The sequence below is a fragment of the Isosphaeraceae bacterium EP7 genome (assembly GCA_038400315.1).
Taxonomy (GTDB): Bacteria; Planctomycetota; Planctomycetia; order Isosphaerales; family Isosphaeraceae; genus EP7.
Genome location: CP151667.1, coordinates 4,575,639 through 4,597,599, shown reverse-complemented (window position 1 = coordinate 4,597,599; position 21,961 = coordinate 4,575,639). Strand labels below are relative to the sequence as shown.

The 21,961-nt window shown below is 65.3% G+C and carries 18 protein-coding genes and 2 tRNA genes; 14 read left to right on the top strand and 6 right to left on the bottom strand.

The annotated features are described in order from the left end of the window. Positions 1–79 precede the first annotated feature (79 nt). The 7 genes from EP7_RS17800 to EP7_RS17770 all read left to right on the top strand — a co-directional run bounded on the left by EP7_RS17800 (position 80) and on the right by EP7_RS17770 (position 6,348). Positions 80–151: transfer RNA gene (locus tag EP7_RS17800), tRNA-Met, on the top strand. A gap of 221 nt (positions 152–372) precedes the next feature. Further along, a tRNA-Met gene (locus EP7_RS17795) sits at positions 373–444 on the top strand. 732 nt (positions 445–1,176) lie between these two features. Beyond that, positions 1,177–2,445: a ceramide glucosyltransferase gene (locus EP7_RS17790; RefSeq protein WP_463523113.1), complete on the top strand. Its 1,269-nt coding sequence runs from the start codon at positions 1,177–1,179 to the stop codon at positions 2,443–2,445. 31 nt (positions 2,446–2,476) lie between these two features. Next, complete coding sequence (locus EP7_RS17785) at positions 2,477–4,126, top strand: ABC transporter permease subunit (protein ID WP_463523111.1); 1,650 nt, start codon at positions 2,477–2,479, stop codon at positions 4,124–4,126. Next, positions 4,123–4,845 (top strand): amino acid ABC transporter ATP-binding protein, encoded by a 723-nt coding sequence (locus tag EP7_RS17780; protein ID WP_463523109.1) that lies wholly within the window; start codon positions 4,123–4,125, stop codon positions 4,843–4,845. The genes EP7_RS17785 and EP7_RS17780 overlap by 4 nt, the downstream gene beginning before the upstream one ends. Before the next feature lie 145 nt (positions 4,846–4,990). Then, entirely contained in the window at positions 4,991–6,061 is a 1,071-nt protein-coding gene (locus tag EP7_RS17775) for a fatty acid desaturase family protein (RefSeq protein ID WP_463523107.1), read from the top strand. A 41-nt stretch (positions 6,062–6,102) separates the two neighbouring features. Then, complete coding sequence (locus EP7_RS17770) at positions 6,103–6,348, top strand: DUF2171 domain-containing protein (RefSeq protein ID WP_463523105.1); 246 nt, start codon at positions 6,103–6,105, stop codon at positions 6,346–6,348. Positions 6,349–6,447: 99 nt separating this feature from the next. Here EP7_RS17770 and purB read toward each other — a convergent pair whose 3' ends face one another. The 3 genes from purB to EP7_RS17755 form a co-directional block, all read right to left on the bottom strand. Continuing rightward, a complete protein-coding gene (gene purB / locus EP7_RS17765) occupies positions 6,448–7,878 on the bottom strand; it encodes an adenylosuccinate lyase (RefSeq protein ID WP_463523103.1) in 1,431 nt (476 codons plus the stop codon). 42 nt (positions 7,879–7,920) lie between these two features. After that, positions 7,921–8,580 (bottom strand): HAD family hydrolase, encoded by a 660-nt coding sequence (locus EP7_RS17760; RefSeq protein ID WP_463523101.1) that lies wholly within the window; start codon positions 8,578–8,580, stop codon positions 7,921–7,923. A 150-nt stretch (positions 8,581–8,730) separates the two neighbouring features. Then, positions 8,731–9,705 (bottom strand): diguanylate cyclase, encoded by a 975-nt coding sequence (locus EP7_RS17755; protein ID WP_463523099.1) that lies wholly within the window; start codon positions 9,703–9,705, stop codon positions 8,731–8,733. 222 nt (positions 9,706–9,927) lie between these two features. On the opposite strand from EP7_RS17755, the gene EP7_RS17750 reads away from it, so the two are divergent. Together EP7_RS17750 and EP7_RS17745 are read left to right on the top strand one after the other, a co-directional pair. Continuing rightward, positions 9,928–10,260, top strand: a complete 333-nt coding sequence (locus tag EP7_RS17750) for an HNH endonuclease (RefSeq protein WP_463523097.1) — start codon at positions 9,928–9,930, stop codon at positions 10,258–10,260. A gap of 231 nt (positions 10,261–10,491) precedes the next feature. Further along, complete coding sequence (locus tag EP7_RS17745; RefSeq protein ID WP_463523095.1) at positions 10,492–11,475, top strand: zinc ribbon domain-containing protein; 984 nt, start codon at positions 10,492–10,494, stop codon at positions 11,473–11,475. Positions 11,476–11,498: 23 nt separating this feature from the next. Here the strand turns inward: EP7_RS17745 and EP7_RS17740 are convergent, their stop codons facing one another. The 3 genes from EP7_RS17740 to EP7_RS17730 form a co-directional block, all read right to left on the bottom strand. Continuing rightward, positions 11,499–12,767 (bottom strand): GNAT family N-acetyltransferase, encoded by a 1,269-nt coding sequence (locus EP7_RS17740; protein ID WP_463523093.1) that lies wholly within the window; start codon positions 12,765–12,767, stop codon positions 11,499–11,501. Between the two features lie 182 nt (positions 12,768–12,949). Further along, on the bottom strand, positions 12,950–14,563 hold the full coding sequence (locus EP7_RS17735; protein ID WP_463523091.1) for a hypothetical protein: 1,614 nt from the start codon (positions 14,561–14,563) through the stop codon (positions 12,950–12,952). After that, positions 14,563–15,279 (bottom strand): glycosyltransferase family 2 protein, encoded by a 717-nt coding sequence (locus EP7_RS17730; protein ID WP_463523089.1) that lies wholly within the window; start codon positions 15,277–15,279, stop codon positions 14,563–14,565. The genes EP7_RS17735 and EP7_RS17730 overlap by 1 nt, the downstream gene beginning before the upstream one ends. 236 nt (positions 15,280–15,515) lie before the next feature. On the opposite strand from EP7_RS17730, the gene EP7_RS17725 reads away from it, so the two are divergent. The 5 genes from EP7_RS17725 (at position 15,516) to EP7_RS17705 (ending at position 21,898) form a co-directional block, all read left to right on the top strand. Beyond that, a complete protein-coding gene (locus EP7_RS17725; protein ID WP_463523087.1) occupies positions 15,516–18,743 on the top strand; it encodes a tetratricopeptide repeat protein in 3,228 nt (1,075 codons plus the stop codon). A 191-nt stretch (positions 18,744–18,934) separates the two neighbouring features. Then, a complete protein-coding gene (locus tag EP7_RS17720; protein ID WP_463523085.1) occupies positions 18,935–19,378 on the top strand; it encodes a DUF2752 domain-containing protein in 444 nt (147 codons plus the stop codon). A 20-nt stretch (positions 19,379–19,398) separates the two neighbouring features. After that, on the top strand, positions 19,399–20,121 hold the full coding sequence (locus EP7_RS17715; RefSeq protein WP_463523083.1) for a hypothetical protein: 723 nt from the start codon (positions 19,399–19,401) through the stop codon (positions 20,119–20,121). Between the two features lie 132 nt (positions 20,122–20,253). Next, on the top strand, positions 20,254–20,649 hold the full coding sequence (locus EP7_RS17710) for a cytidine deaminase (RefSeq protein WP_463523081.1): 396 nt from the start codon (positions 20,254–20,256) through the stop codon (positions 20,647–20,649). A gap of 331 nt (positions 20,650–20,980) precedes the next feature. Next, positions 20,981–21,898: a serine/threonine protein kinase gene (locus EP7_RS17705; protein ID WP_463523079.1), complete on the top strand. Its 918-nt coding sequence runs from the start codon at positions 20,981–20,983 to the stop codon at positions 21,896–21,898. Positions 21,899–21,961 lie beyond the last annotated feature (63 nt).

Genomic DNA, 21,961 nt, shown 5'->3' with positions numbered 1-21,961 from the left:
AGACGTCACTTCGGACATTCTCGAGGTCGGCGTTTCGGAGTATTTCTTGACGTGCCCCCGATCCCTGGTACTATTCCTTTGCGTCGAGGAGTAACGGTTGCTCGCCAGGCTCATAACCTGGAGGCAGTGGGTTCAATTCCCGCCGGCGCAATTTCGATCCGATCTTCAAGGCCCAAGCGTTGACCAACGCTTGGGCCTTTTTCGTTTTCGAACGTTTCGCCCCACACGAGACGCCCGATGCATCAAAGCCTGGGGCGTTCGAGTCAGAAAGCTTCAGATCCAACATCAGGAAGAGACGTCACTTCGGACATTCTCGAGGTCGGCGTTTCGGAGTATTTCTTGACGTGCCCCCGATCCCTGGTACTATTCCTTTGCGTCGAGGAGTAACGGTTGCTCGCCAGGCTCATAACCTGGAGGCAGTGGGTTCAATTCCCGCCGGCGCAATGAGCGAGCGGGCCGTGCATTTCGATGCACGGCCCGTTTGCGTTTCGAAGACCTGCTACGAAAGCTCGATCAGGGAAAGGAATGACATCCGATGTTACTCCGACCCGAACTACTGCTCAGATGGATCCTAGCCTCCCTGCTTATGGCTTCGGTCTGTGACGCAACCGAGCCTCCCTCAGGCCTGATCACGATTACGGGCAAGGCGAGACTGCTCGAGTCACGCCTCAAAGAACTGGGAATCACGGCGGATGAGGACGCGATCGCCAAGCAGGTCGTCCTCGAACGCCCGAATGACCAGTATGAAGCGTTGCTACCCGACACGGCGAGTCGGGCCCTCATCCTCGACGCACGAATGCGCGATCGCGAGATCGAACTCATCGGCCGACGACACGCCGGGCTCCCCTTCCTCCAGGTCATGTCGTTTCGAGTCAAAGAAGAGGGACATTGGCGAACGCCCGAATATTATTGCGACATCTGCACAATTTCGGTACGATATCCACAGATTTGTCCGTGCTGTCAGGGGTCGATGGAGCTTCGGATGAAGCCCGAAGCTCCCTGACGAGAAGTTCACGCGACAGATTGCACGCCTCACTTCGCGACGATTGTGCAATCCAAGATTGAGATTGACGCCGAGGGCCGGGATGGTGACCTTGTGCGCCCCAAGGCACCCGCCGAGGTGACGCCGCCGTTGCCTTCGCCCGGACTGCCACCGATCTCGGGACGTTGGTCGGCGTGGAAGCCGGCGACTCCCTGCTCGAGAAGGTCACCGGCCAGGAGACCGTCATGGTCCCGGGTAACGTGCTGCTGCTCATCGTCGCGGGGTTCGCCGTCACTACGACGCTGCTCTCGATGGCCGCGCTCGCGTGGGTCATCCGCCCGCGTCGCACCGGCTCCATCGGCTCCCCCGACTACCTGCCGCCGCTGACGATCCTCAAGCCGCTCAAAGGGGTCGATGAAGGGCTCGAGGAGAATCTCCGGAGTTTCTTCCTGCTCGACTATCCCGAGTATCAGCTGCTCTTCGGCGTCGCCGACGAGGACGACCCGGCAATCCCCATCGTCAGGCAATTGCTGGATGAGTACCCTGGTCGCGATGCGAGCCTGATCGTCGGCAGCCCCGTCTTCGGGCTCAACCCGAAGGTGGAAAATCTGGCGGCCATGGATCGGTTCCGCAAGCACGCCGTCCTGCTCATCAGCGACTCCAACGTGCGTGCCCGGCCGAGCTATCTGCGCGAGACGGTCTGCTACCTGTCGGAGCCTGGAGTCGGGCTGGTCACCAACCTCTTCACCGGGGTGGGCGAACGGCAGTCCGGGGCGGCGATCGAGAACTTGCAGCTCAACGGCTTCATCGCCGGCGGAGTGGCGATGGCCTCGGTGTTCGGCCTGACGTGTGTCGTCGGCAAATCAATGCTCATGAAAGCCGAAGCCCTGAATGCCATCGGTGGCTTCGCTCGGGTTCGAAACCTGCTCGCCGAAGACCAGGTCATCGGGATGCGCGTTCGGCAGGCTGGCTACAAGGTCCGCCTGAGCCATCACGTCATCGATAACGTGAACTACGACCGAGACTTGCACTGGTTCCTCAACCGCCACTCTCGGTGGTACAAGATCCGCGCGAGACTCGCTTGGCCGGCGTTCATGATCGAGCCCGCGGCCAATCTCGCGGGAGTCGGCCTGATCTGGGCGCTCTCGGGCGAATCCGGACTGGCCTGGGGCGGATTGCTGGTACTGGTCGGCCTCGGTGTGGTCCGCGACTCGGTGCAGACTCGTTGGCTGCGTGGGACCTGGCCCAAGGCCCGGCACCTCTGGTTGAGTCCCGTGAAGGATCTGTTCCTGTTGCCGGTCTGGTTCGACGCGCTGGTTAACAAGCGAGTCGTCTGGCGTGGGCATCGGCTGATCATCGGGCGATTCACGCGGCTACGATTGGCCCGGGTCCCGCGAGTGGTTCGTCAGCGAGTCCGGCGAGTCGTCCGCTTCCGCGCACGGGGCGAGAGTCCTTCGATCTGATTGACAGGCCAACGACGGGGAACCCCCTTTCATGGACGATGATGCGGCCGACGCTCCACGATCTCGGAGCGGTTCTGATCAGGCCCTCGTCGCCGGGGACGACTCGATCGTCGATTCATTGTCACGGATTTCTTGCTCTGGTCGATTCCTGCTCGCATTCATCCTGGCATGTTTGGCCGGTGTGCCTTGCCGCGGCGATGCGCTGGATCGGATCCGATCGAGCGGTGAGCTGCGGTACGGCTGCGACCAGGAAGGGGGCGGCCCCTATGCTTATCCCGATCCCATAGACCCGAGCCGGGTCACGGGTTTTGAAGTCGAGTTGATGAGCCTGCTTGCAGGGGAGTTCGGCCCGACTCCGGTCCTCGTCCAGGGCCAGTGGGATACGCTGCTGCCAGTGTTGGAGACGGGCCGTGTCGACGTCGTCGTTAACGGCTACGAGTTGACTTCGCCTCGGCTCGACCAGTACCTGGCGACGCGGCCCTATTACCTCTTCCAGATGGAATTGATGGTCCCCCGCGGGGGACTCGTGCGGGGCTGGGAGAGCCTGAGAGTCGCGAGGCCAGACGGAGTTCGCTGGCGCGTGGGCGTTCTCGGTGGGTCGTCGGCCGAGACTTACGCGCGTGATCACGGCGGAGGGAGCGTCGAGGTCCTCTCGTTCAACGGCGCGACCGACGCGATGATGGCGGCCAAGAACGGGCAGATCGACGCGACGCTGCAAGACCTGCCCGCGGCGCGGTTCTACGCGCCCAATTATCCCGCGCTGGAAGTCGTCGGGCCGCCGCTGGGCGGAGGCTCTTACGTGATGTACTTGAGGCGCCAGGACGCCCCGCTCCGCGATCGACTCGACCGAGGACTGGCCCGCCTGATCCGCTCCGGCGAACTCAGGCGGCTCTACGAGAAATACGGGATCTGGACCGCGCTTCAGGAGGATCTCGCCAAGGCCGAGACCCCCGGTCAATCCGCCCGGAAAGCGACCGGTGACTCGGAGTCGGCGGCACACGAGACGAGCCGAGGCCTGGCCCTAATCTGGCGATACGGATCAACCTTGCTGAAGGCGTCCGCGATGACGGTGTTCCTCGCGGCGGCATCGATGCCTCTCGCGATCGCGATTGGCTTGGCCGTGGCTCTCGGCAGGCTCTACGGGCCGCCGCCCGCCCGTTGGATCCTCGCGACTTATGTCGAGCTCATTCGCGGGACGCCCTTGATGCTCCAGCTTTACGTCCTGTTCTTCCTGCTGCCGGAGCTGGACGTCTCGCTGCCGCCGATCATGGCGGGAATTGCCGGGCTGGCGATCAATTATTCGGCCTACGAGGCGGAGATTTACCGGGCCGGATTGCAGGCGATCCCCGGAGGCCAGATGGAGGCGGCACTGGCCCTGGGAATGACCAGGGCGCAGGGCCTGCGTCGGATCGTGATTCCTCAGGCGGTGCGGATGGTGATCCCGCCTGTGACCAATGACTTCATCGCGCTGTTCAAGGATACTTCGGTCTGCTCGGTCATCACCCTCGTGGAGTTGACGAAGCAATACTCGATCCTGGCGAACAGCACGGGTGGTGTCCTGGAATTCGCCGCCGCCTCGGCCTTGCTCTACCTGGGGATGAGCCTCCCGTTGTCCTGGCTCTCGCGCTGGTCCGAACGTCGTCTCTCGGGCGAGCAATCCGAGCGGAGGTCTCCCGCATGATCGAGGTCCGCGGTCTGATCAAGCGGCACGGGGCGTCGGACGTGCTCCGAGGCGTCGACTTGCGGGTGGAGCGAGGCGAGGTGGCAGCGATCGTCGGCCCTTCCGGCGGGGGGAAGAGCACGTTCTTGCGCTGCCTTAACGGCCTCGAGTCGATTGAAGGGGGCCGAATCGAGATCGACGGCCAGGTCCTGACCTCGACGATGACGGCGAAGGTTCGGGAGACGACCTTGCTCTCGATCAGGCGGCGCGTGGGTATGGTCTTCCAGGCGTTCAACCTGTTCTCGCACCAGACGGCGCTCCAGAATGTGGCCGAGGGTCCTCGATCGGTCCTCGGCCTGCCCAGACTCGAGGCCGAGGAGCTGGCCCGGACACTTCTGGCCAGGGTCGGGCTGGCGGACAAGGTCGAGTCCAGGCCCGGGCAGCTTTCCGGAGGCCAGCAGCAGCGGGTTGCGATTGCCCGAGCACTGGCGATGCAACCCGTGGCGATCCTGTTCGATGAGCCGACCAGCGCGCTTGATCCGCGCATGGCCGGTGAGGTCCTGGCCGTGATCAATGACCTGGCCCGCGACGGCCTGACGATGATCGTGGTGACGCACGCCATGGAATTCGCTCGCCGCGTGGCCCAGACCGTCCACGTGTTTGAAGGAGGCCGGGTCGCTCGTTCGGGGCCGCCAGACGAGGTGCTCGCCCCGGAAACCGCCGCCATCGAAGCCGCCTGAGTCTCGATGACCGGCCGGGTTGCGAAGCCCACAACTCGTGCAGGCCTCCCTCCCGGGCCGATGAAATAAGCCGGTCCATGAGTAGGCGAGCCCGACGGAGGGGCGCCTCGGAACGCCCCCAATGCCGAGTGCACGGATGCCGACGATGCCCAAGAACGACCTGAGTTGGGACGATGCTCATCGCCGGCTCGTTCCCCTGATGAAGCCCGACAATCGAACGAACATCGGCTTTATCGCCAGGGAATACCTCTTCCTGGCGGTCGTCCTATCCGGCTGCCACATGCTGATGGCGACCCGGTCAACCGACTCATTGTCGACCGGGCTGTTCGCGCCGCTGGCCATGCTCGGCGTTCTCCTCGTCGCCATCGGCCAGCATCGGCTCTCCGGCCTGGCGCACGACGCGAGCCATCAAGTCTTGTTCCGGAACAAGCTGGCGAACGAGCTTGTCTCCGACCTGCTGCTGATGTTCCCCATCGTGGCGATGACCCAGAAATATCGGGCCGCGCACCTGGGTCATCATCAGTTCGTCAACGACCCGGCACGCGACCCCGATCTGATGCGCCTGAATCATCCCGATCCCCAGCATTTCCCGATCACCAAATCGGGTTTCTGGCATCGATACGTCGTGCTCGGTCTCTGGCCTCCCTCGATCCTGCGCTACTTGTTCGGCAGGGCCAAGGCGGCTAATCTGGGAGTTGACGGTTCGAAGACCCTTCGCGGGGTCTACTCGGTGCGGGTGGCCCGCTGCATGCGTGGGGCCTACTGGTTGAGCCTGCTGTCAGCGGTCCACCTCTCGGGCTCGTGGGCAACCTTCGGGCTGTTCTGGATCGTCCCGCTGCTGACCGCGTATCCGATCCTGATGCAGTTGCGTGAGATCGCGCACCACTCGAATGCCCCCGACGATGGGGACCTGACCAACTCGCGTGTCTTCCTGATCAATCCCTTGCTCTCTGCGGCCATCTTCCCCTATGGACAGGCGTTCCACCTGACGCACCACCTGTTCGCCATGGTGCCGCATTACCGGGTCGCACGGGCGCACGAAATCCTGGGCGAACACGTCCCCTATCGAGATTCGGTCGTCGTCTGCCGGGGCTATTTCTTCAGGACCCTGGGCACGCAAGGCCCTTCGGTACTCGACGTACTGTCCAGGCCACGAGGCGGGGCGATCCGGAGGCCATATCTGAGTGCGGCACGAGGCTTGCACGCCAAGAATTAATCGTCGACGAAGTCGAGCGAGCACCATCCGGGAGGATCATCATGACGACTTCAATGCAGGAAATCGGCCGGATTGCAGTGCACATGGAGGTGATCACATCGTGCGGCCAGCTGATCGGCAAGGTCGATCATATCACCGGCTCGCACATCAGGCTGACGAAGATTGACTCGATCGACGGCAGGCTCCATGAGATTCCCATAAGCCTCGTGCAATCGGTCGATTCGAAGATCCATCTCTCCAAAGGCGCCGCGGAAGTCATGGGCCTCTGGTCGACCACGCCATGCTGACCCCGGGTCGGATCCGGTAGGAAACGAGCCTCGAGCCGGCCGTGATGACGCCTCTCCGGGCGATCGACGGCCGACCCGCTGGCCCGAAATACCGCCAGGTCAGACGTGAACTTCGCGCGCCCTGGCCTTCTGACCGGGATAACGCAGGCGGATCGGCTCGACCTCGGTCTTGATGAACGCGACGACCTGCTCGGCAGATCGGCCGATATAACGAGTCGGGTCGAGAACCCCATCGACGTCGACCGCCCCGAACGCGGCGTCTCCGCGGATCCGGGCAATCAGGTCGTTGTCGGCAGCCCCTTGCTTCAAGCGGAGGCCGGCCGCGATGGAGTGGTTCCGGATCGACTCGTGGAGGATTTGCCTGTCGCCGCCGGCCCTGACCCCGGCCATCAGGATATTCTCGGTGGCCATGAAGGGGAGTTCCTCGGCCACCCGCCTGGCCACGATGGCCGGATTGACGATCAGGCCCGGGACAACATTCAGGTAGAGCGTCAGCAGGGCGTCGACGGCCAGGAACGCTTGCGGGATCGCGATGCGCCGCACCGCGCTATCGTCGAGCGTCCGTTCCAGCCACTGCGTCGCGGCGGTCTGCGCGAGCGTGGCCGGGAGTGCCATGGCGAACCGGGCGATCGAGCACATTCGCTCGGCACGCATTGGATTACGTTTATACGGCATGGCGGAGGAGCCGATCTGGTCGGACTCGAACGGCTCTTCGACCTCGCGTTCGTGGGCGAGCAGCCGCAAGTCGGAGCCGAATCGGTGGGCGCTCTCGGCGAAGCCGCCGAGCGCCGCCAGCGCCTGGGAGTCGACCTTGCGGGAATACGTCTGCCCGGAGACAGGATAAGTGGAGTCGAAGCGGAAGGCATGGGCGACAGCCGCGTCAAGGGCCTCGACCTTGCCGTGGTCGCCGTCGAAGAGGGCCAGGAAGCTGGCCTGGGTGCCGGTGGTCCCCTTCACGCCGAGGAATCGTAGGGTCTCGATCCGGCGCTCGATCTCGCTGAGATCCAGGATTAACTCGTGGCACCAGAGGGTGGCACGCTTGCCGACCGTGACGAGTTGCGCGGGCTGATAATGGGTGTAGCCCAGGCAGGGCAAATCCTTGTAACGAACCGCGAAATCGGCGAGGGCGTCGATGGACTGGACCAAACCATCGCGGACGAGGGTGAGGGCGTCGCGGATCAGGATCAGGTCGGTATTGTCGGTCACATAGCAGCTTGTGGCACCCAGGTGGATGATGGCCCGGGCGCCGGGCGCGGCGTCGGCATATGTGTGGACGTGCGCCATCACGTCATGGCGCAACTTGCGCTCGTAGCCTGCGGCGGCGGCGAAATCAATATCGTCGACGTGGGCCCGCAGCTCGGCGACCTGCTCCGAGGAGATCGGCAGACCCAGGTCACGCTCGGCCTGGGCCAGGGCGACCCAGAGGCGTCTCCAGGTGGAGAACTTGCGCTGCGACGACCAGAGCTCGGCCATGGTCCGCGAGGCGTAGCGGGTGATCAGCGGATTTTCGTAGACGTTGGGGTTGGACATCGCGGCAACCTTCGGGCGTGGACATGGATCGATCGCGGTCGTTCAGCTCGGCTCTGCGCGCACGACCTCGAGGAAATCGAGTTCGTTTACCAGGCTTTCCAGATACGTGGCGTCGACCGACCAGTCGCCGCGCGGGCTTCGGTGACCGACGGCCACGACCCTCAGGCCCGCGGCGATTGCCGCACGGACTCCGCTCGGGGAATCTTCGACGGCCCAGGCCGACGAAGCGTCGACGCCGAGCCGCGACAGGGCCAGTGTGTAAGCCTCGGCGTCGGGCTTCTGGGAGGCGACATCCTGCTTGGCCACGACGACCTCGAACGCGTCGGCGATGCCGGCGGCTTCGAGAGTGGCGACGACATTCTCACGCCAGGTCGTGGTGACGACGGCGAGGCGATAATGATCGCGGAGTCTCGTGATGAGCTCGATGACGCCGGGATAAATCTGGGGGGCGTCGGCGAGCATCGTCGCGGTGACGTCCTGTTTCCGGCGAAGCCAGCCTTCGACGTCGCCGTCGAGGACGTCCTTGCTGGCGAACACGTCTACGAGGAAGCGTCGATCATCCTCCTCGACGGCGCGGAGGCAGACATCCTGGGGGATCACGAAGCCGATCTCGGCGAAGGTCCGCTCCCAGGCGGCGACGTGGATGTTGGCCGTGTCGGCCAGGGTGCCGTCGAAGTCGAAGAGGATTGCCTTGACGCTCATCGGGTCACCTGAGATCCGGGCCCGGTTGGCCGTCGTCTGGTGCGGCCCTCCGTGGCTCCGGGGGTGGCAATATACCACATCCCAGCGCCATCGGTCTCGGTCGATCCCCTGCGTTCAAGGCCCGGTGTGATGTCCTTGCAGCCCCCTCGTTCAGGTCTCGATCTCGAGGGTGATCGATTGTGTGACACCGGCCGCCTCGGCGAACCTCCGCTCGCGCAGGATGACGACGCGATCTCTTCCGTTCTGCTTGGCGAGGTAGAGGGCCCTGTCTGCCAGCGAGATGATCTCGGGCGGATCGAACGGGAGGTCCGGCGCGGCATAGGCCACGCCGAGACTGCCGGTGAGCAATAGGGTCTCGCCCTCGGGCAATCGGATCCTCCGTGCACCGACCATCTTGCGAAGATGCTCGGCGCGTTCGATCGCGGCATCGGTGCCGCCGACGGGCAAGGCTAACACGAATTCCTCGCCGCCGTAGCGTGAGACCAGGTCGTCGGGGCGGGTCGATTGCCGGAGGACCGCCGCCACCTCTCTCAACGCAGCGTCCCCGGCGTCGTGGCCGTGGCTGTCGTTAACTTTCTTGAAGTGGTCGATGTCGAGGAGGATGAGGCAGAGGCCGAGGCCCGACAGGGCGGCACGGTCGTAGAGGGCGCGGACCTCGTCGACGAAGTAGCCCCGGTTGTAGAGGCCCGTCAGGGGATCGCGGACCGACCGGTCGAACAGCTCGCGGCAGAATTTCTCCTCGAGCGCGTCGGGGCGGGCGAATTTCAACAGAGTTGACGTGCCAAGTTGGAGCCGGTCACCATCGGCCAGCTCGACCATCTCCATCGCCCCGATTCTCTTGCCGTTCAGAAATGTCCCATTGGTGCTGCCCAGGTCGACGAGCCTGACTCGGCCCCCTTCGCCGGTGGTGAGAGTGGCGTGATGCCGCGAGATGCTCGAGTCGGCGAACTGGACGAGGCTTTCGGGAGACCTTCCCACGGTCACGCAGCCGGCATTCAGGCGAATCATGGCCCCCATTGCCGGGCCGCGAAGCACGATCAGATAATGGCGAAGCGGTCCGCCGGGTGGGTCCAGATCTGCGGCCCGCGGAATCTTGCAGACCTGCGTCGAGCTGTTCTTGTCCATGAGCCCCGCCCTGGTCCGGTCCCGCGAGAGATTGGGGACCCATCATTGCCTCGTGCCGTCTCTGGCCCGCGACATAACCCGAGTCGATGACGGCCCGCCCGGCCGACCCGAGGCAAGAGTAGGTCACGCGTAGGGGGTGTCAAACCGTCGCGGACGGGGATCGAAATTCCATCCGGGACGATGCCAAATTGATCCGCCGGGACAAGCATGAGGGCGAGGACAGTGGCCACGTCGGATTTGATGTGCCGGATCGCGGCGACCGACCGGACTTTCCGCCGGTCGGGAGGAAACTGGGTGGGCAAGTGCCTGATCTGCAACGGGCCCATCGCGTTCGACGCCGGGACCGGCGAGGGGGGGACCGTCGAGCATATCCGGGCGAAGTCGCGGGGCGGGACCGAGGATCTGAGTAATCTGGCCGTCGTACACGGCCGCTGCAACTGGGAGAAGGGGCAACGCTGGGACCCGAAGCGTCGCCGTAATGAGGCCGATTACGACGAACTCCTTGGCAGGATGCTGATCAGGAGGCGCGACCGATGGCGTGATCCTCCCCAATAATTCCCATGACGGACGAACATTCCTCGAGATGTCGGCGTAACCTGGGATGCGCCGGCGACGTGGACTGTACGGGCGAAGCCCCTGGTTTCGGGGTTTTAGGCTGGGCCTGCCTTCGAACTTCGATGTAAGATCACATGATGCTTGACGTGGCTGGCGCATCGGCTCGCGGCGTCTTGCCGCGTTCCTCTCGCCCAGAATCTGCCCCGTCTCCCTGGTCTCGGCGACCCCTCGATGGCTCTCACAACGCAGTGCCCCCAATGCGGTGTGGTCCTGAATGTCCCCCCCGGGGCGATCGGCAAGCGCCTGAAGTGCCCGCGGTGCGGGACTCGGATGCCGATCATCGGCGAGGGCCAGGGGACCGCGACCTCGGCCCCTTCCGGCGTCCAGGACGTCCGGGCCTCGTCGTCGATGATGGAGACGGCGAGCCCCGCCGTTTTCGACCTACCGATGGCAACGTCCGAGGGGGACTTACGCGAGACGTTCGACCTGACCTCGATGACCGGCGAGGGGGATCTGGTGGGAGGGTCGGGTCAGCCCGCGCGGCAGACATCCGACGCCCTCGCCCTCTTCGCCGAGCCCGGCCCCGAGCGACGTCGGACGACCATGGCCGAAGGTAGGTCGAAGGCGCGGAGGTGCACGACCTGCGGCGGTGTGGTCCCCATCGGCATGTCAATCTGCCAGACATGCGGACTCGACATGGACACGGGCAAGCGGGTCGACCTCGAGGAGGACCTCGTCCCAATCTCGGGGCCGGCCCGACCGTCGGGCTCTCCGATCGGCGTCATGCTGCTCGGCGGGATCTCGCTGCTGCTTGGCCTGGGCCTGGGAATCATTGCGCTCGTCCAGTCGACGAGAAACCCCGAGCTGGCCCTCGGCTTCCAGATGCTCATGCTGATCTGCGCCTTCGGCATCTTCGCCGCGGTGCAGTTCCTCCGCGGCAAGTCGATCAAACTCCTGGCGATCGCCCTGACCCTCGGGGCCCTGGTGGCCGTGCTGGCCCTGATCGTGATGCCGATTTACCAGGTGCAGATGCAAGAGCCGCTCCTCGGCGCGAAGGAAGAGGTGGTCTCCTTCGACGAGACGGGCGTGGCACCCCCACTGACCGAGCAATTCCCGATCAACCAGGTGACCTGGGGGATCACGATCCTGCTCGGCTACGCGGCGGCCTCAATCTACCTGAACAGCCCCCCGGTCCGGCGGCACTTCAACCGCTGAGGACCGGGGGAACTTTCTTCGACTCAGGCCGTTGCACTATCGAGCGGGCTCCGCCAGATGGGAGCCACGGGGAAGAGCACCCTCGCGGCATCGACGGCCGTCCCGGTCGAGGCCTCGACACCGTCCTCGGCGATGGCCCGGTCAATCCCGGTGTGGCCCATCACAAGGCGGGTGAAGGCCGACGTGGTGAGAGTCAGATAGCGGCGGCTCGATTTCTCGGGCTCGACCCGGCTCCCCTCCTCGGTCAGGTGGAGCATCCATCGCTTGTCGTCGACCGTCAGCCCCAGCTCCATCGGGAAGTGGGACGAGGCAGCCTTCGCACGCCTGGTCAGCTCGGGAAGGGCCGCCTTGAGGAAGGTGTCCGGGGAGACGGTCCGATACATCGAGACCGAATTTTCCCAGTCTTCCTGGTCGACCAGCTTTCCGGACGCCGCCCGGAAGGCGTCGATCACAGGATGGTCGGCCGGGGCGTAGACGACCACCTCGGGATAGGCGCGTTCGAGGGCTTCTGCGCGGACCCGCCCGAGCAGGGCGCGAAGTGCCTGGGGGTGCGCCGGGTCGGATGCAATCTCCAGGACCCGGTGGTCCTTCACGAACGCATAGCCCCGGACTTCCTCACCCTGGCAGGCGACCCAGATGACATGGGCATATTTCCGGCCGATGATCCAGCGCCAATAGTCTTCGGATCGCAGGACGGCCCCAGTCGTGTGGGCGTACTGGGCATCATAGAGCCGGATCAGATTACTCAGCTCGACCTGGCGCCAGGGGCGGACCTGCCAGGGGCCTCCCTTCCCGTCGGCGATCCCGTCGGAGACCGCCGGAAGGTTACGACTGAGCGTCTGTGCGAAGGTCACCCGACCGCAGACACCCCAGCCGAGAGGGCGGTAGAACTGCGGCATGCCCGTGGTCAGGGCCTGGACCGCGACACCCGACTCCTTGGCCCGAGTCGCCGCCAGCCGCATCAAGTTCTGCGCGAACCCCAGGCCTCGATACTCGGGGAGGGTGCCGACCCACATGACCCCGTTCATCGGCAGCGTGGACGAGCCATAGCGGATGATCCGCTCGGTCAGGTGGACATGGCTGACGACGCGGCCGTCGACCTTGGCCAGGAGGCGTTGATAGGGCTGATAGACGGGGTCATTCAGTGCGCCAAGGAACGACTCCCGGTCTGGCCCGTGGAAGACGTGGAGGAGCGATTGGTAGACTGCCTCATGATCCGCCTCGGAGCCGACGCTGAACTCGACGGGACCTCGGCGGAAGGGCAGCCGGACGCCCGGCTCGGGTGCTTTCATCGAAACGACCACCTCGGGCTCGTCCCTTCTATGCTCGGACCTTGGCGACGACGTCCCCATCGAAAGGGATGTCGGCCGGGCCACCGAGGGCCCGAGGTCCGTCTGCACATTCTAGGCGGGCGGGGCCCCGACTGCTGCAAGCTGGAGCCCCCGCGCCGCGATTTTTCGACCGTCTCTGACGATCAGGCCGCCCCGGGCCCCTTGCCCTCAAGCTCGAATGCCCGACGGAGACGCTCGGCGGGGTGGAGGACGAACGAGAATTCCCGGCTCTGCGCGATCTGATTGCGCCGGACACCCTCGGCGAGGCGCGCCCGCTCGGCGATCAGGAACACCCGCTCCAACTCCACGCCGGGCTGGAGCAACTCGTTGATTTGGCGAAGGTTGCGGAATCGTTCCAGCTTCTCCGCGGGCCGCTCGACCGGTCGCTCGATCTCGGCAAGTCGCCGTCCGATCAGGTCACGGACCGCGGGCGATCCCGGATCGGCCTGGTGTCGGTCGGGATTGTACACCGTCTCGCGCAGGTCTCGCTCGACCTCGTGGAGTCGTCCGAGTGTGGCGGGCTCGGCCCCGAGATTGAGCCAGAGGGTCAGTGAGAGGGTGAGGAAGTCGGGCGGCCTGACGCCGAAGAAGCCCCGGACGACCTCGTCTCCGAGTTCGTCGTACTTGGCTCCCCCGATTCCGTGGAGGAAGAGATCCCCGACGAGGAGCCTGGTAAACATGGTCGTGGTGAGCGCACGCGTCCGGAGCCGGACCCCCATGGAGGGCAATTCCATGAGCTGATCGACGGCACAGCACGCCTCGCGGTCGGGCGAGAGCGGCAGCTCCATCAGCGGCGCATCCTCGCCGGAGAGCCTGATTTGCAGCGTGTGGCTCAGTTGCCGGACCAGCAGGGGTCGGCGTCGAGGCGACGCGGCTCGCCAGGCCCAGAAGGGGGCCTCGAGCCAGCCGTCCTTGCCGCCGAGCGCGGGGACGGGGTGATTCTTGCTGCGGATCCCGTACGCCTCTCGGTAGCGATCCAGGGCTTGATTGTGGACGTCCTGGAACTTCGGCAGGTTGGCCATGATGTGCGAGGCGAACCAGGTGAAGGCCTCGGTCTCGCACAGGGCGCTCAGCGGAACTTCAAAGTTGTGGACGCCCCAGGCGGCCTCCTGAGCGCGACGACCCAGGGCGATGCGGAGCCCGCTGCGGTCGGTGGTTCCTCGGAACCTCAGGACTCGCGGCCAGAACTCGCCGATCAAGGGGTCGGCCACGCTCCGGGGAAGCGCGGCACGAACCCGATCGGCGAAGCTCGCGAAGCGGCTTTCGTCGCGGACCGGGAGGTCTTCGTGGGGAACTTCCCCCTCCCATCGATCGAAGTCAACTCGGCCGGCGTTCAGCACCCCGTCGAGCTCGACGGGGACGCGGATCGATGAGGACTTGGGCGTGTCGTCGTCGACAATCACGTTGAGGCCGGCGCCCGATTGCTGTCGGGCAAGCCGGGCGACGCAGAAATTCTTGACCCAGACACCCGGGTGGTAAAGTTCCGGCTGGTGGCCGGTCACCACGATCGGGAATTCCGCCCGAGTGGGCATCGCGGGGACATCCAGCCCATGTGATTCCAGGTAGCGGCGAGACGCCTGGAGCGCCTGCGAACGCGCCATGGCGCGGAGGCGATCGGCGGACCTTCCCTGGAAGTCGTGCTGCCAGCCCGATAGGGTCGACGAGTTTCGGACCAGGAGCGCGGAGGCTTCGGCCACCGAGGGCGAGGCCAGCAGGGCGCCGTCGCCGGAGGGGGCTCGCAGGCGGTGCGTTTCCATCAACGACACCCCCCGCCCACTTCAAGACCCGCACGCTGCATGGCTTCCTGGAACACCGACCGATAGTGGTTCAGGCGAAATTCGGCATCGTCCAATGCGCCGCCGAAGGCCCGGTTCTCGTCGAGGTAGATCAATTCGACCGGCACCTCGACGACGGACATGCCGTGCTCGACCATCTGCACCCAGGCCTGCAAGGGCATGGCGTAGCCCAAATCGGTGATGTCGAACTTGGCCAGGGCGCTCGCCCGGTAGGCCTTGAACCCACAGAAGGCGTCGGTCAGGTTCAGGTTGAGGCACTCATTGAGCCAGCGCGTGACCTCGACGTTGATCTTCCTGCGTGCCTCGGGCGGCCTCTGGCCGGGGTCGAAGACCTGTAGGTAGCGGCTGCCGGAGACGACGTCGAAGTTGGCGAGCGGGGCCGCGATGTCGGGGATCCGCCTCGGCTCGTGCTGGCCATCGCAGTCGAGCGTGACGAGGCCATCGTATCCATGCTCGAGCGTGTACTTGAAGGCGCTCCGCAGCCCGGCGCCGTAGCCCTGGTTGACCGGGTGGCGGACGACCTTAACCCCGGGAAACTCGGCCAGCCGTTCGGGCGTACCATCGGAGGAGCCGTCGTCGACGACGAGGACGTCGTCGACGTATCTCAGAACCTCGGCCAGCACAGGCGCGAGGTGTGCCTCTTCGTTGTAGACGGGGATCGCGGTGAGCAGGCGCATAGAGGCTTGGGCCTTCCAGGGGTCGGTCCGCGAAGATCCTGAGTGGGCGGCGTTGATGCGGCCCGCGTCCGCCGGGGCCCACGCATTTTATGCGCCATGGGTGCGAAGTCAACGGAGTGGGTCGCGCCGCGCGTGCCGCCCCCTTGACCGGGGCGTCGGCCCAGTCTTAGCATCAAGTCCATTCTTTCCAGGGGCGTACGACGCTCGCACCTCATCCCGACCCGGCGACCTCCGCGATGACCGAACCCGTACTGCCCGCGGTGCCCGAGCCCGCCGAGACGAGCCCCGAACCGGCCCCTCCGCCGGAGCCCTGGACCCCCGAGCGGGCCCTGGTCTGGAACCGCTACTACGACAAATACGTCGTGCTGGGCGTGCTGGTGCTCGCCTTCCTGGCCTCGTCCAATCGGATCGCCGACTCGTCGATCTGGACCCAGCTGAAGCTGGGCCAGCTCATCGCCGAGCGAGGGGGTCCTTTGCCGTCCGACCCGCTCTCGGCGACCCGCTCGGGAACGCCCTGGGTGGACGTGCATTGGCTCTACGAGTGGGGCGCCGCGACGGTCTATCAACTCGCGTATGGAATGGCTCCGGCAACGGCCAATCCGGTCGGCGATGCGGGCGGCGCCAACGCCGCAGTGGACCCGTCCGCGGGCACAGGTGCCTGGAGCGGCGAGCAGCTTGCCGCCGGGACATTGGTGGCCCTGACGGCCCTGGCTCGCTGTGCCACCGCGTTCCTCATCTTGAGTATCCGCCGTCCGGGCACGGGACTCTGGTGGACGGCCAGCTGCGCCGCCGCGGCGCTGGGTGTCTTCTTCTCGCCGCTGAGTGTGTCGAGCGCGGGCGGACGGCTCTCGTGGATCAGCCTGGGCGGAATCGCCGGCCCGGCCGCTGTTGGACCCGAGTCGGTCGGTCTGCTTTTTCTCGCCGCCGAGCTCTTCTTGCTCCATCGGGCGACGGATCGGGGCCAGTCGGGCGCCGCGTTCTGGCTCATCCCGATCTTCGCGATCTGGGCCAATGTAGACGACTCGTTCCTGATCGGCCTGCTGGTGCTGGCCTCGGGGACGCTTCTGGGAATGCGTTCGACTCGCGGGGCACTGGTCCTGGGCCTCTCCATAGCCGCCTGCGTGGTCAACCCGGCCCTCTTCCGGATCTTCCCGGCCGCGTTCGACTCTTACTCACACCTCTTCTTCAGCACGGTCGCGCCGGCCACGAATGATCAGGCCTCGATTTTCGGGGCGCAGGCCGTCGACTTCTTCGGGGCGCTGCTCACGCAGGTTCGCGTCTATTATGTCGCGGTCGTTGGCATCGGGCTCGCCTCGTTCTGGCTGAACCGCCGGAACTTCTCGGCCTGGAGGCTGGCGACGTACCTGATCGCGTCGTTGGTCTGGGCGATGATGTTCCGCAAGAATGGCGAATTCGCGCTCGTCTGGGCCTCGATGCTCGCGCTGAATGGGCAGGAGTGGTATCAGGAGACCTTCGGGGTCGAGGGCCGCATCGAACGATCCTGGGGGATCTGGTCGGTCGGCGGACGTGCGATCACAATCATGGTCGTGTTCGCCGCCGCGACCCATGCGGTCACCCCCTGGTGGAAAGAAGCGCAAGACCCGCAGTTCGGCTTCGGCTTCAACCCCGACGATTTCGTCTTCGAGGCGGCCGACTATCTCAAGTCGGCCAAGTTCAGCGGCAATGTCCTGAACACGAGCCTGTCTCAGGCCGACGCCTTGAACTGGCGGGCCTACCCGCTCCGTAAGCCCTTCATCGACGAGCGCCGGAACCTCTTCCCGGCCGAACTGCGCCGCGAGTTCCAGGATCTCAAGAAGGCTCTCAGCGACGACGCGATCGAGGTCTGGAAGCCGCTGCTCGACCAGCACAAGATCAGCGCCGTGATGATCCAGCAGTTCGGCTCACCGAAGACCTACGAGTCGCTCAGTCGCAGCGTCAACTGGTCCCCCTTCTATGATGACGGCGCCGTCGTGCTCTTCGGACGGCTGGATGAGGGGGCTCCTGCCGAGGATGTCGCCTACTTCCAGGCCGAGAGGCTCGAGCCCGAGTCCAGGGCCTACAAGAATCCGAGGGCGGTGCCGCCGCCCGACCTGCCGCCTACCGAGAAGACGCTCATCGATAGCGTCGTCTCCTCGGAAGGCCCGGTCCGGGCGCAGCCGCACGTCCAGGCGGCCAGGCGATGGCTCCAGGCCGGCGCCGACACCCTTCCCGGCGTGTCGTACATCCCCGAGCCCGCGCGTTGCCTCCTCGCCGTCCGCGAATGCCGGATCGCCCTGTCGAAGAATCCGAACGACACGGTGGCTTACCGGATCCTTGCGGAGGCCTATCGCCTCCTCATGATCCAGGAGGGCGCCCTGCTCAGCGGGCTCCAGCCGATTCCCGAGAACCTGGCCAAGATCCAGCAGAACCCCATCCCCATCACCCTGCTCATCAACCGCTATCGCCAGCGCGTCGCGGCCCTTCGCTACGCGATCCTCACCTCGGCCAAGCCCATCGACCGCGAGTCGAGGCGTGAGCTGGCCGAGCGCAATATCGAGCTCGGACAGCTCTACCTCGATATGGGCTACGCCGACGAGGCGCGGGACAGGTTCCAGGCCGCACTCGACGTGGACTCGAGGAAGGAGCTGCCTTCCGACATGCGCATCCAGATCAGCCAGCAACTCATCCCCCTGAATGAGGCGATCGCCAAGGCCCAGGAAGCCATCAGCGACCTGCAGATCGACCAGCAGGCGGGCCCCTATCAGCGAGCGTCGGTGGCAATGAGCCAGGGAATGATCGGGCTGGCCATCCGCGAACTCGAAGAGGCCGAGCAGTCGGGCCTTAGCCAGCAAGGAATCAAGCCCATGCTGCTGGACCTCTACTGCCAGTCGGGCCGGCCCGACCGGGCGATCGAGCTGCTCGGCGGCGCCTCGATCGACGACCCGACCCTCAGCGACGGGCCTGGAACATCGGCCTATCGCAACGGCCTGGTCTCATTGCTCATCGGCAACTATCAGAATGCCGCCGACTGCTGGGGCACAAACGCGATCCGCCAGATCCAGTCGTTCGCCGCCAATGAGAGCCTCATCGCCGGGGTCTTCAGCCTGAGAGGCGAGTTGAAGAATGCGACGAACTCGCTGCTGGAGCTCCCCGCGAAGATCGGCAACGAGTCGGCCTGGGAGAATGACCTGGGAATGGCGCTCCTGGAGGGGGGGATCAACCCCGAGCAGGCCGCCCAGCACCTGACGAACGCCCTGACCCTTCAACCCAACAACCCCAATCGCCCGATCATCGCCTATTACCTGGAGAAACTGGGGAAGCCCGTCCCCCCGCTAAAATCCGACGAAAATTCCGGCGTGGTCGCGACCACGCCGGAGCCCGCTGCGACGGGGCCTGCAACTCCGGAGTCTGCAACTCCGGCCCCGGCCCCAGTCGAGCCGACAGCGCCGGCCGCCAAACCCGAAGTCGCGCCCGACCCGAAATGACCTTCGCACGGGCATCCCTCCGTTCGCTCGCCCGGCCTGCAATCCCCTCGGATTTGCAGGCCGGGATCGCCTCCTGAGCGGCGGCCCGATCGGGCTTGCCGTCCTTCGTGAGTTGGGTTAGATTCCGCCCGCCCATCGACCCGGAGGCCATTCCCGACGCGGGACGGCCCCCTCGCGATTCCTCCCTCCCCATGAGTCATCCCACCTGCGATTCGCATCTACTGGGCGGTTGGTGCCGAGGGGCCCTCGCAGCGGCGGCCCTGGGCCTGATCGCCGTGCTGGCCGTGGCCCGACTTGTCGAGCCCGACCCGCGCGGATATGGCACCCATGAGCGGCTCGGACTCTCGCCGTGCGCCTTCCTGACCCTGACTGGCAAGCCCTGCCCGTCGTGCGGGATGACCACGTCGTTCGCCTGGTTCGCCCGGGGGCGTCTCGACCGAGCCTTCTCGGCCAACGCGGCCGGGGTCCTGCTCGCCCCGACCTGCCTGGTGATCGTCCCCTGGCTCCTAGCGTCGGCCCTGCGGGGCAGGCCTTGGGGCACCCGGACCGTGGCGGAGCCGCTCGTCCGGCTGGTGGTGGCCATCGCGGCGATCAGCCTGCTGGCCTGGACCATTCGAATCCTACGAACGACCTGACCTGACAGGAGGGCACACGGATGGCCCCTCGGAATCGGCCCCGCAATCGCACGACTCGTCTCGCAGCCATGATCGCCTTCGGGGCGCTGGTCCTGCTCCCCGGGGCCGGCTGCGATCCCCGCACACTCCTCTACTTCCTCCAGCCTTTCGAGCCAACGATCCCCGCGCCGGGGCCGTCGCTCAAGGGGAGGAAGATCATCATCCTCACCCACGCCACCCCCGCGGCGCAGGCCGACTCGCTCGGCATCGACACCGAGATCAACCGGGAGCTGCGGCGCATCTTCCGCGAGAAGGTCAAGAAGATCGAGATCGTCGACGAGAAGAAGGTCGCCGACTGGGTGGAGGCCCATCCCAACTGGACCGACCCGTCCGAGGCCATCAAGGCCTTCGAAGCCGACGTCGCCATCGTCCTGGAACTCGAAGCCTTCGAGTACCAGAACTCCAACAGCCCTGGCCTGCTCCAGGGCAATTCCAGGACCCACATCCAGCTCATCGAGATCGATCACCCGAAGAATTCCAAGGGCAAGCGGATGACCGACCAGCCCAAGGAAGTCAACACGGCGTATGACGACTACCGAGATACCGTCTTCCCTGTACGCGGGCCCGTCTCGGTCGAGAGCGGGGTCAGCCCCGCGTCCTTCAAAAAGAAGTTCGTCAAGGTCGTCGCTGCCGAGATCTCATGGCATTTCGTCGAACACGCACCGGGCGACGACATCCAGGACGTGAAGTTCAATAACAACTGAGGATCGCGCCGGCCGGCCGATTCGCCGACACCACCTGGCAGATGCCACGCCCAGCCGGCGTGGCATCTGCCGTCGTCGTTTCAAGGGTGCTGAGGTACGTAAAACGACCATGACCCAGGACCGAGGTCGCCGATGCCCGATCTCCTCGACGAGTTGATGCAGGCCGCACGCGAGGCGAGCCGCTCGGCCTACTGCCCTTATTCGCGGTTCCACGTCGGCGCGGCCGTCCTCGCCGGCGGCCGGATCTACCCGGGGGCGAACATCGAGAACGCCTCCTATGGCCTGACCGTCTGCGCCGAGCGTACGGCGGTGTTTCGCGCGATCCTCGACGGAGCGACACGCATCGAAGCCGTCGCCGTCGCATGCGTTGATGCCCAGGACGGCTCGGAGCCGACGCACGCGATGCCCTGCGGCGCCTGTCGGCAAGTGCTCGCCGAGTTCTGCGGCCCGGAGACCCCGATCCTGGTCGACCGCGTCGGCCGCTTCACTCTGGCCGAACTGCTCCCGCTCGCCTTCAGGTTGTCCTGAAATCGACCCGCCGGCCGATGGTGACCCTCCTTGAAATGGATGACAACACGAGACCCTCGTCGACTCCGTGAGCAAACGGCGGGCGGTCTCGTGAGCATCCCGAGGAATTCTCGTCCGGGGGTCGTCACAAATCGATTTCCATCACGTATTCTGGTGCCTGAGGGTATGCGCCCGAAATGCCAGGCTATCCGACGAGCCTTGGCGACTCGTGGATTGATGGCAATGCAGATTGATGGAGCGTGAACTGGTCCGAAACTCGTTCGCGTCGAACGGCGAGAATGACGACTGGGTCGGTCTCGAGGATCGATCGAGGCACTCAGGAGAGACGGGCATGCTCGCTAAACTCAAGGGAATTCTGGGATCGGGCGAGCCGGCTCATCCCGGCGCACGCAAGGGCCGCGTCGACGTCTCCAGCCGCTTCGTGACCCTCGCCGACGTGACCGGTCAGGGGACCATGTCGAAGGTCTATCGCGTCCTGGATAACGAGTCGGGGCAGACCGCCTGCTTGAAGATCCAGGATCGCGACAAGAATGCCGCCGCGGGCGCCCGAACGACCCAGGAGGAACGGCCCGCCGAGGGGGCGATCGGCGCCGCGATCGTTCACCCCAACGTCGTCCGGACGATTGAATACGGACTGACGACCCGCGACGAGCATTACATGCTCATGGAGCATATCGACGGCGTCAGCCTCCAGCACGTCCGCGAGACGATCCGCCTGAACCTCCGCGGTCGCCTGAAACTCCTGATCCAGGCCGCCGAAGGCTTCAACGCAGTAGTGGAAGCTGGCTTCATCCACCACGACATCAACCCACGCAACGTCCTGGTCAACCGTCAGAACATCGTCAAGGTCATCGACTTCGGACTGACGATTCCCAACACCGCGGCGTTCCGCAAGCCGGGCAACCGCACGGGGGCGCTCGCCTACATGGCCCCCGAAGTCATTCGTCGCGAGGCGATCGACGAGACGATCGACATCTTCGCCTTCGGCGCGATGGCGTATGAGTTCCTGACGAATGCGCTTCCGTACGGCAATCCGACCGTCGGCAACAAGATGGCGGCCATGATCCAGCGGGTCAATTCGCCCCCCATCGACCCCGCCATCGCCAATCCGAAGCTACCGGCCTCGCTCTGCGAAGTACTCCGCAAAACCTTGGCACGCAAGGAAGATCGCTGGCCGAGCTTCGCCACCCTCGCCGTCGCTCTGGCGGAAATCCGCGAGACCGAGACCAAAGAACCCGCCAAGGGCTGACCGCCCAACGAGATTTCCTCCTCGATCAATCGGTCACCCTCACGGTCCTGATTTCCGGAAAAC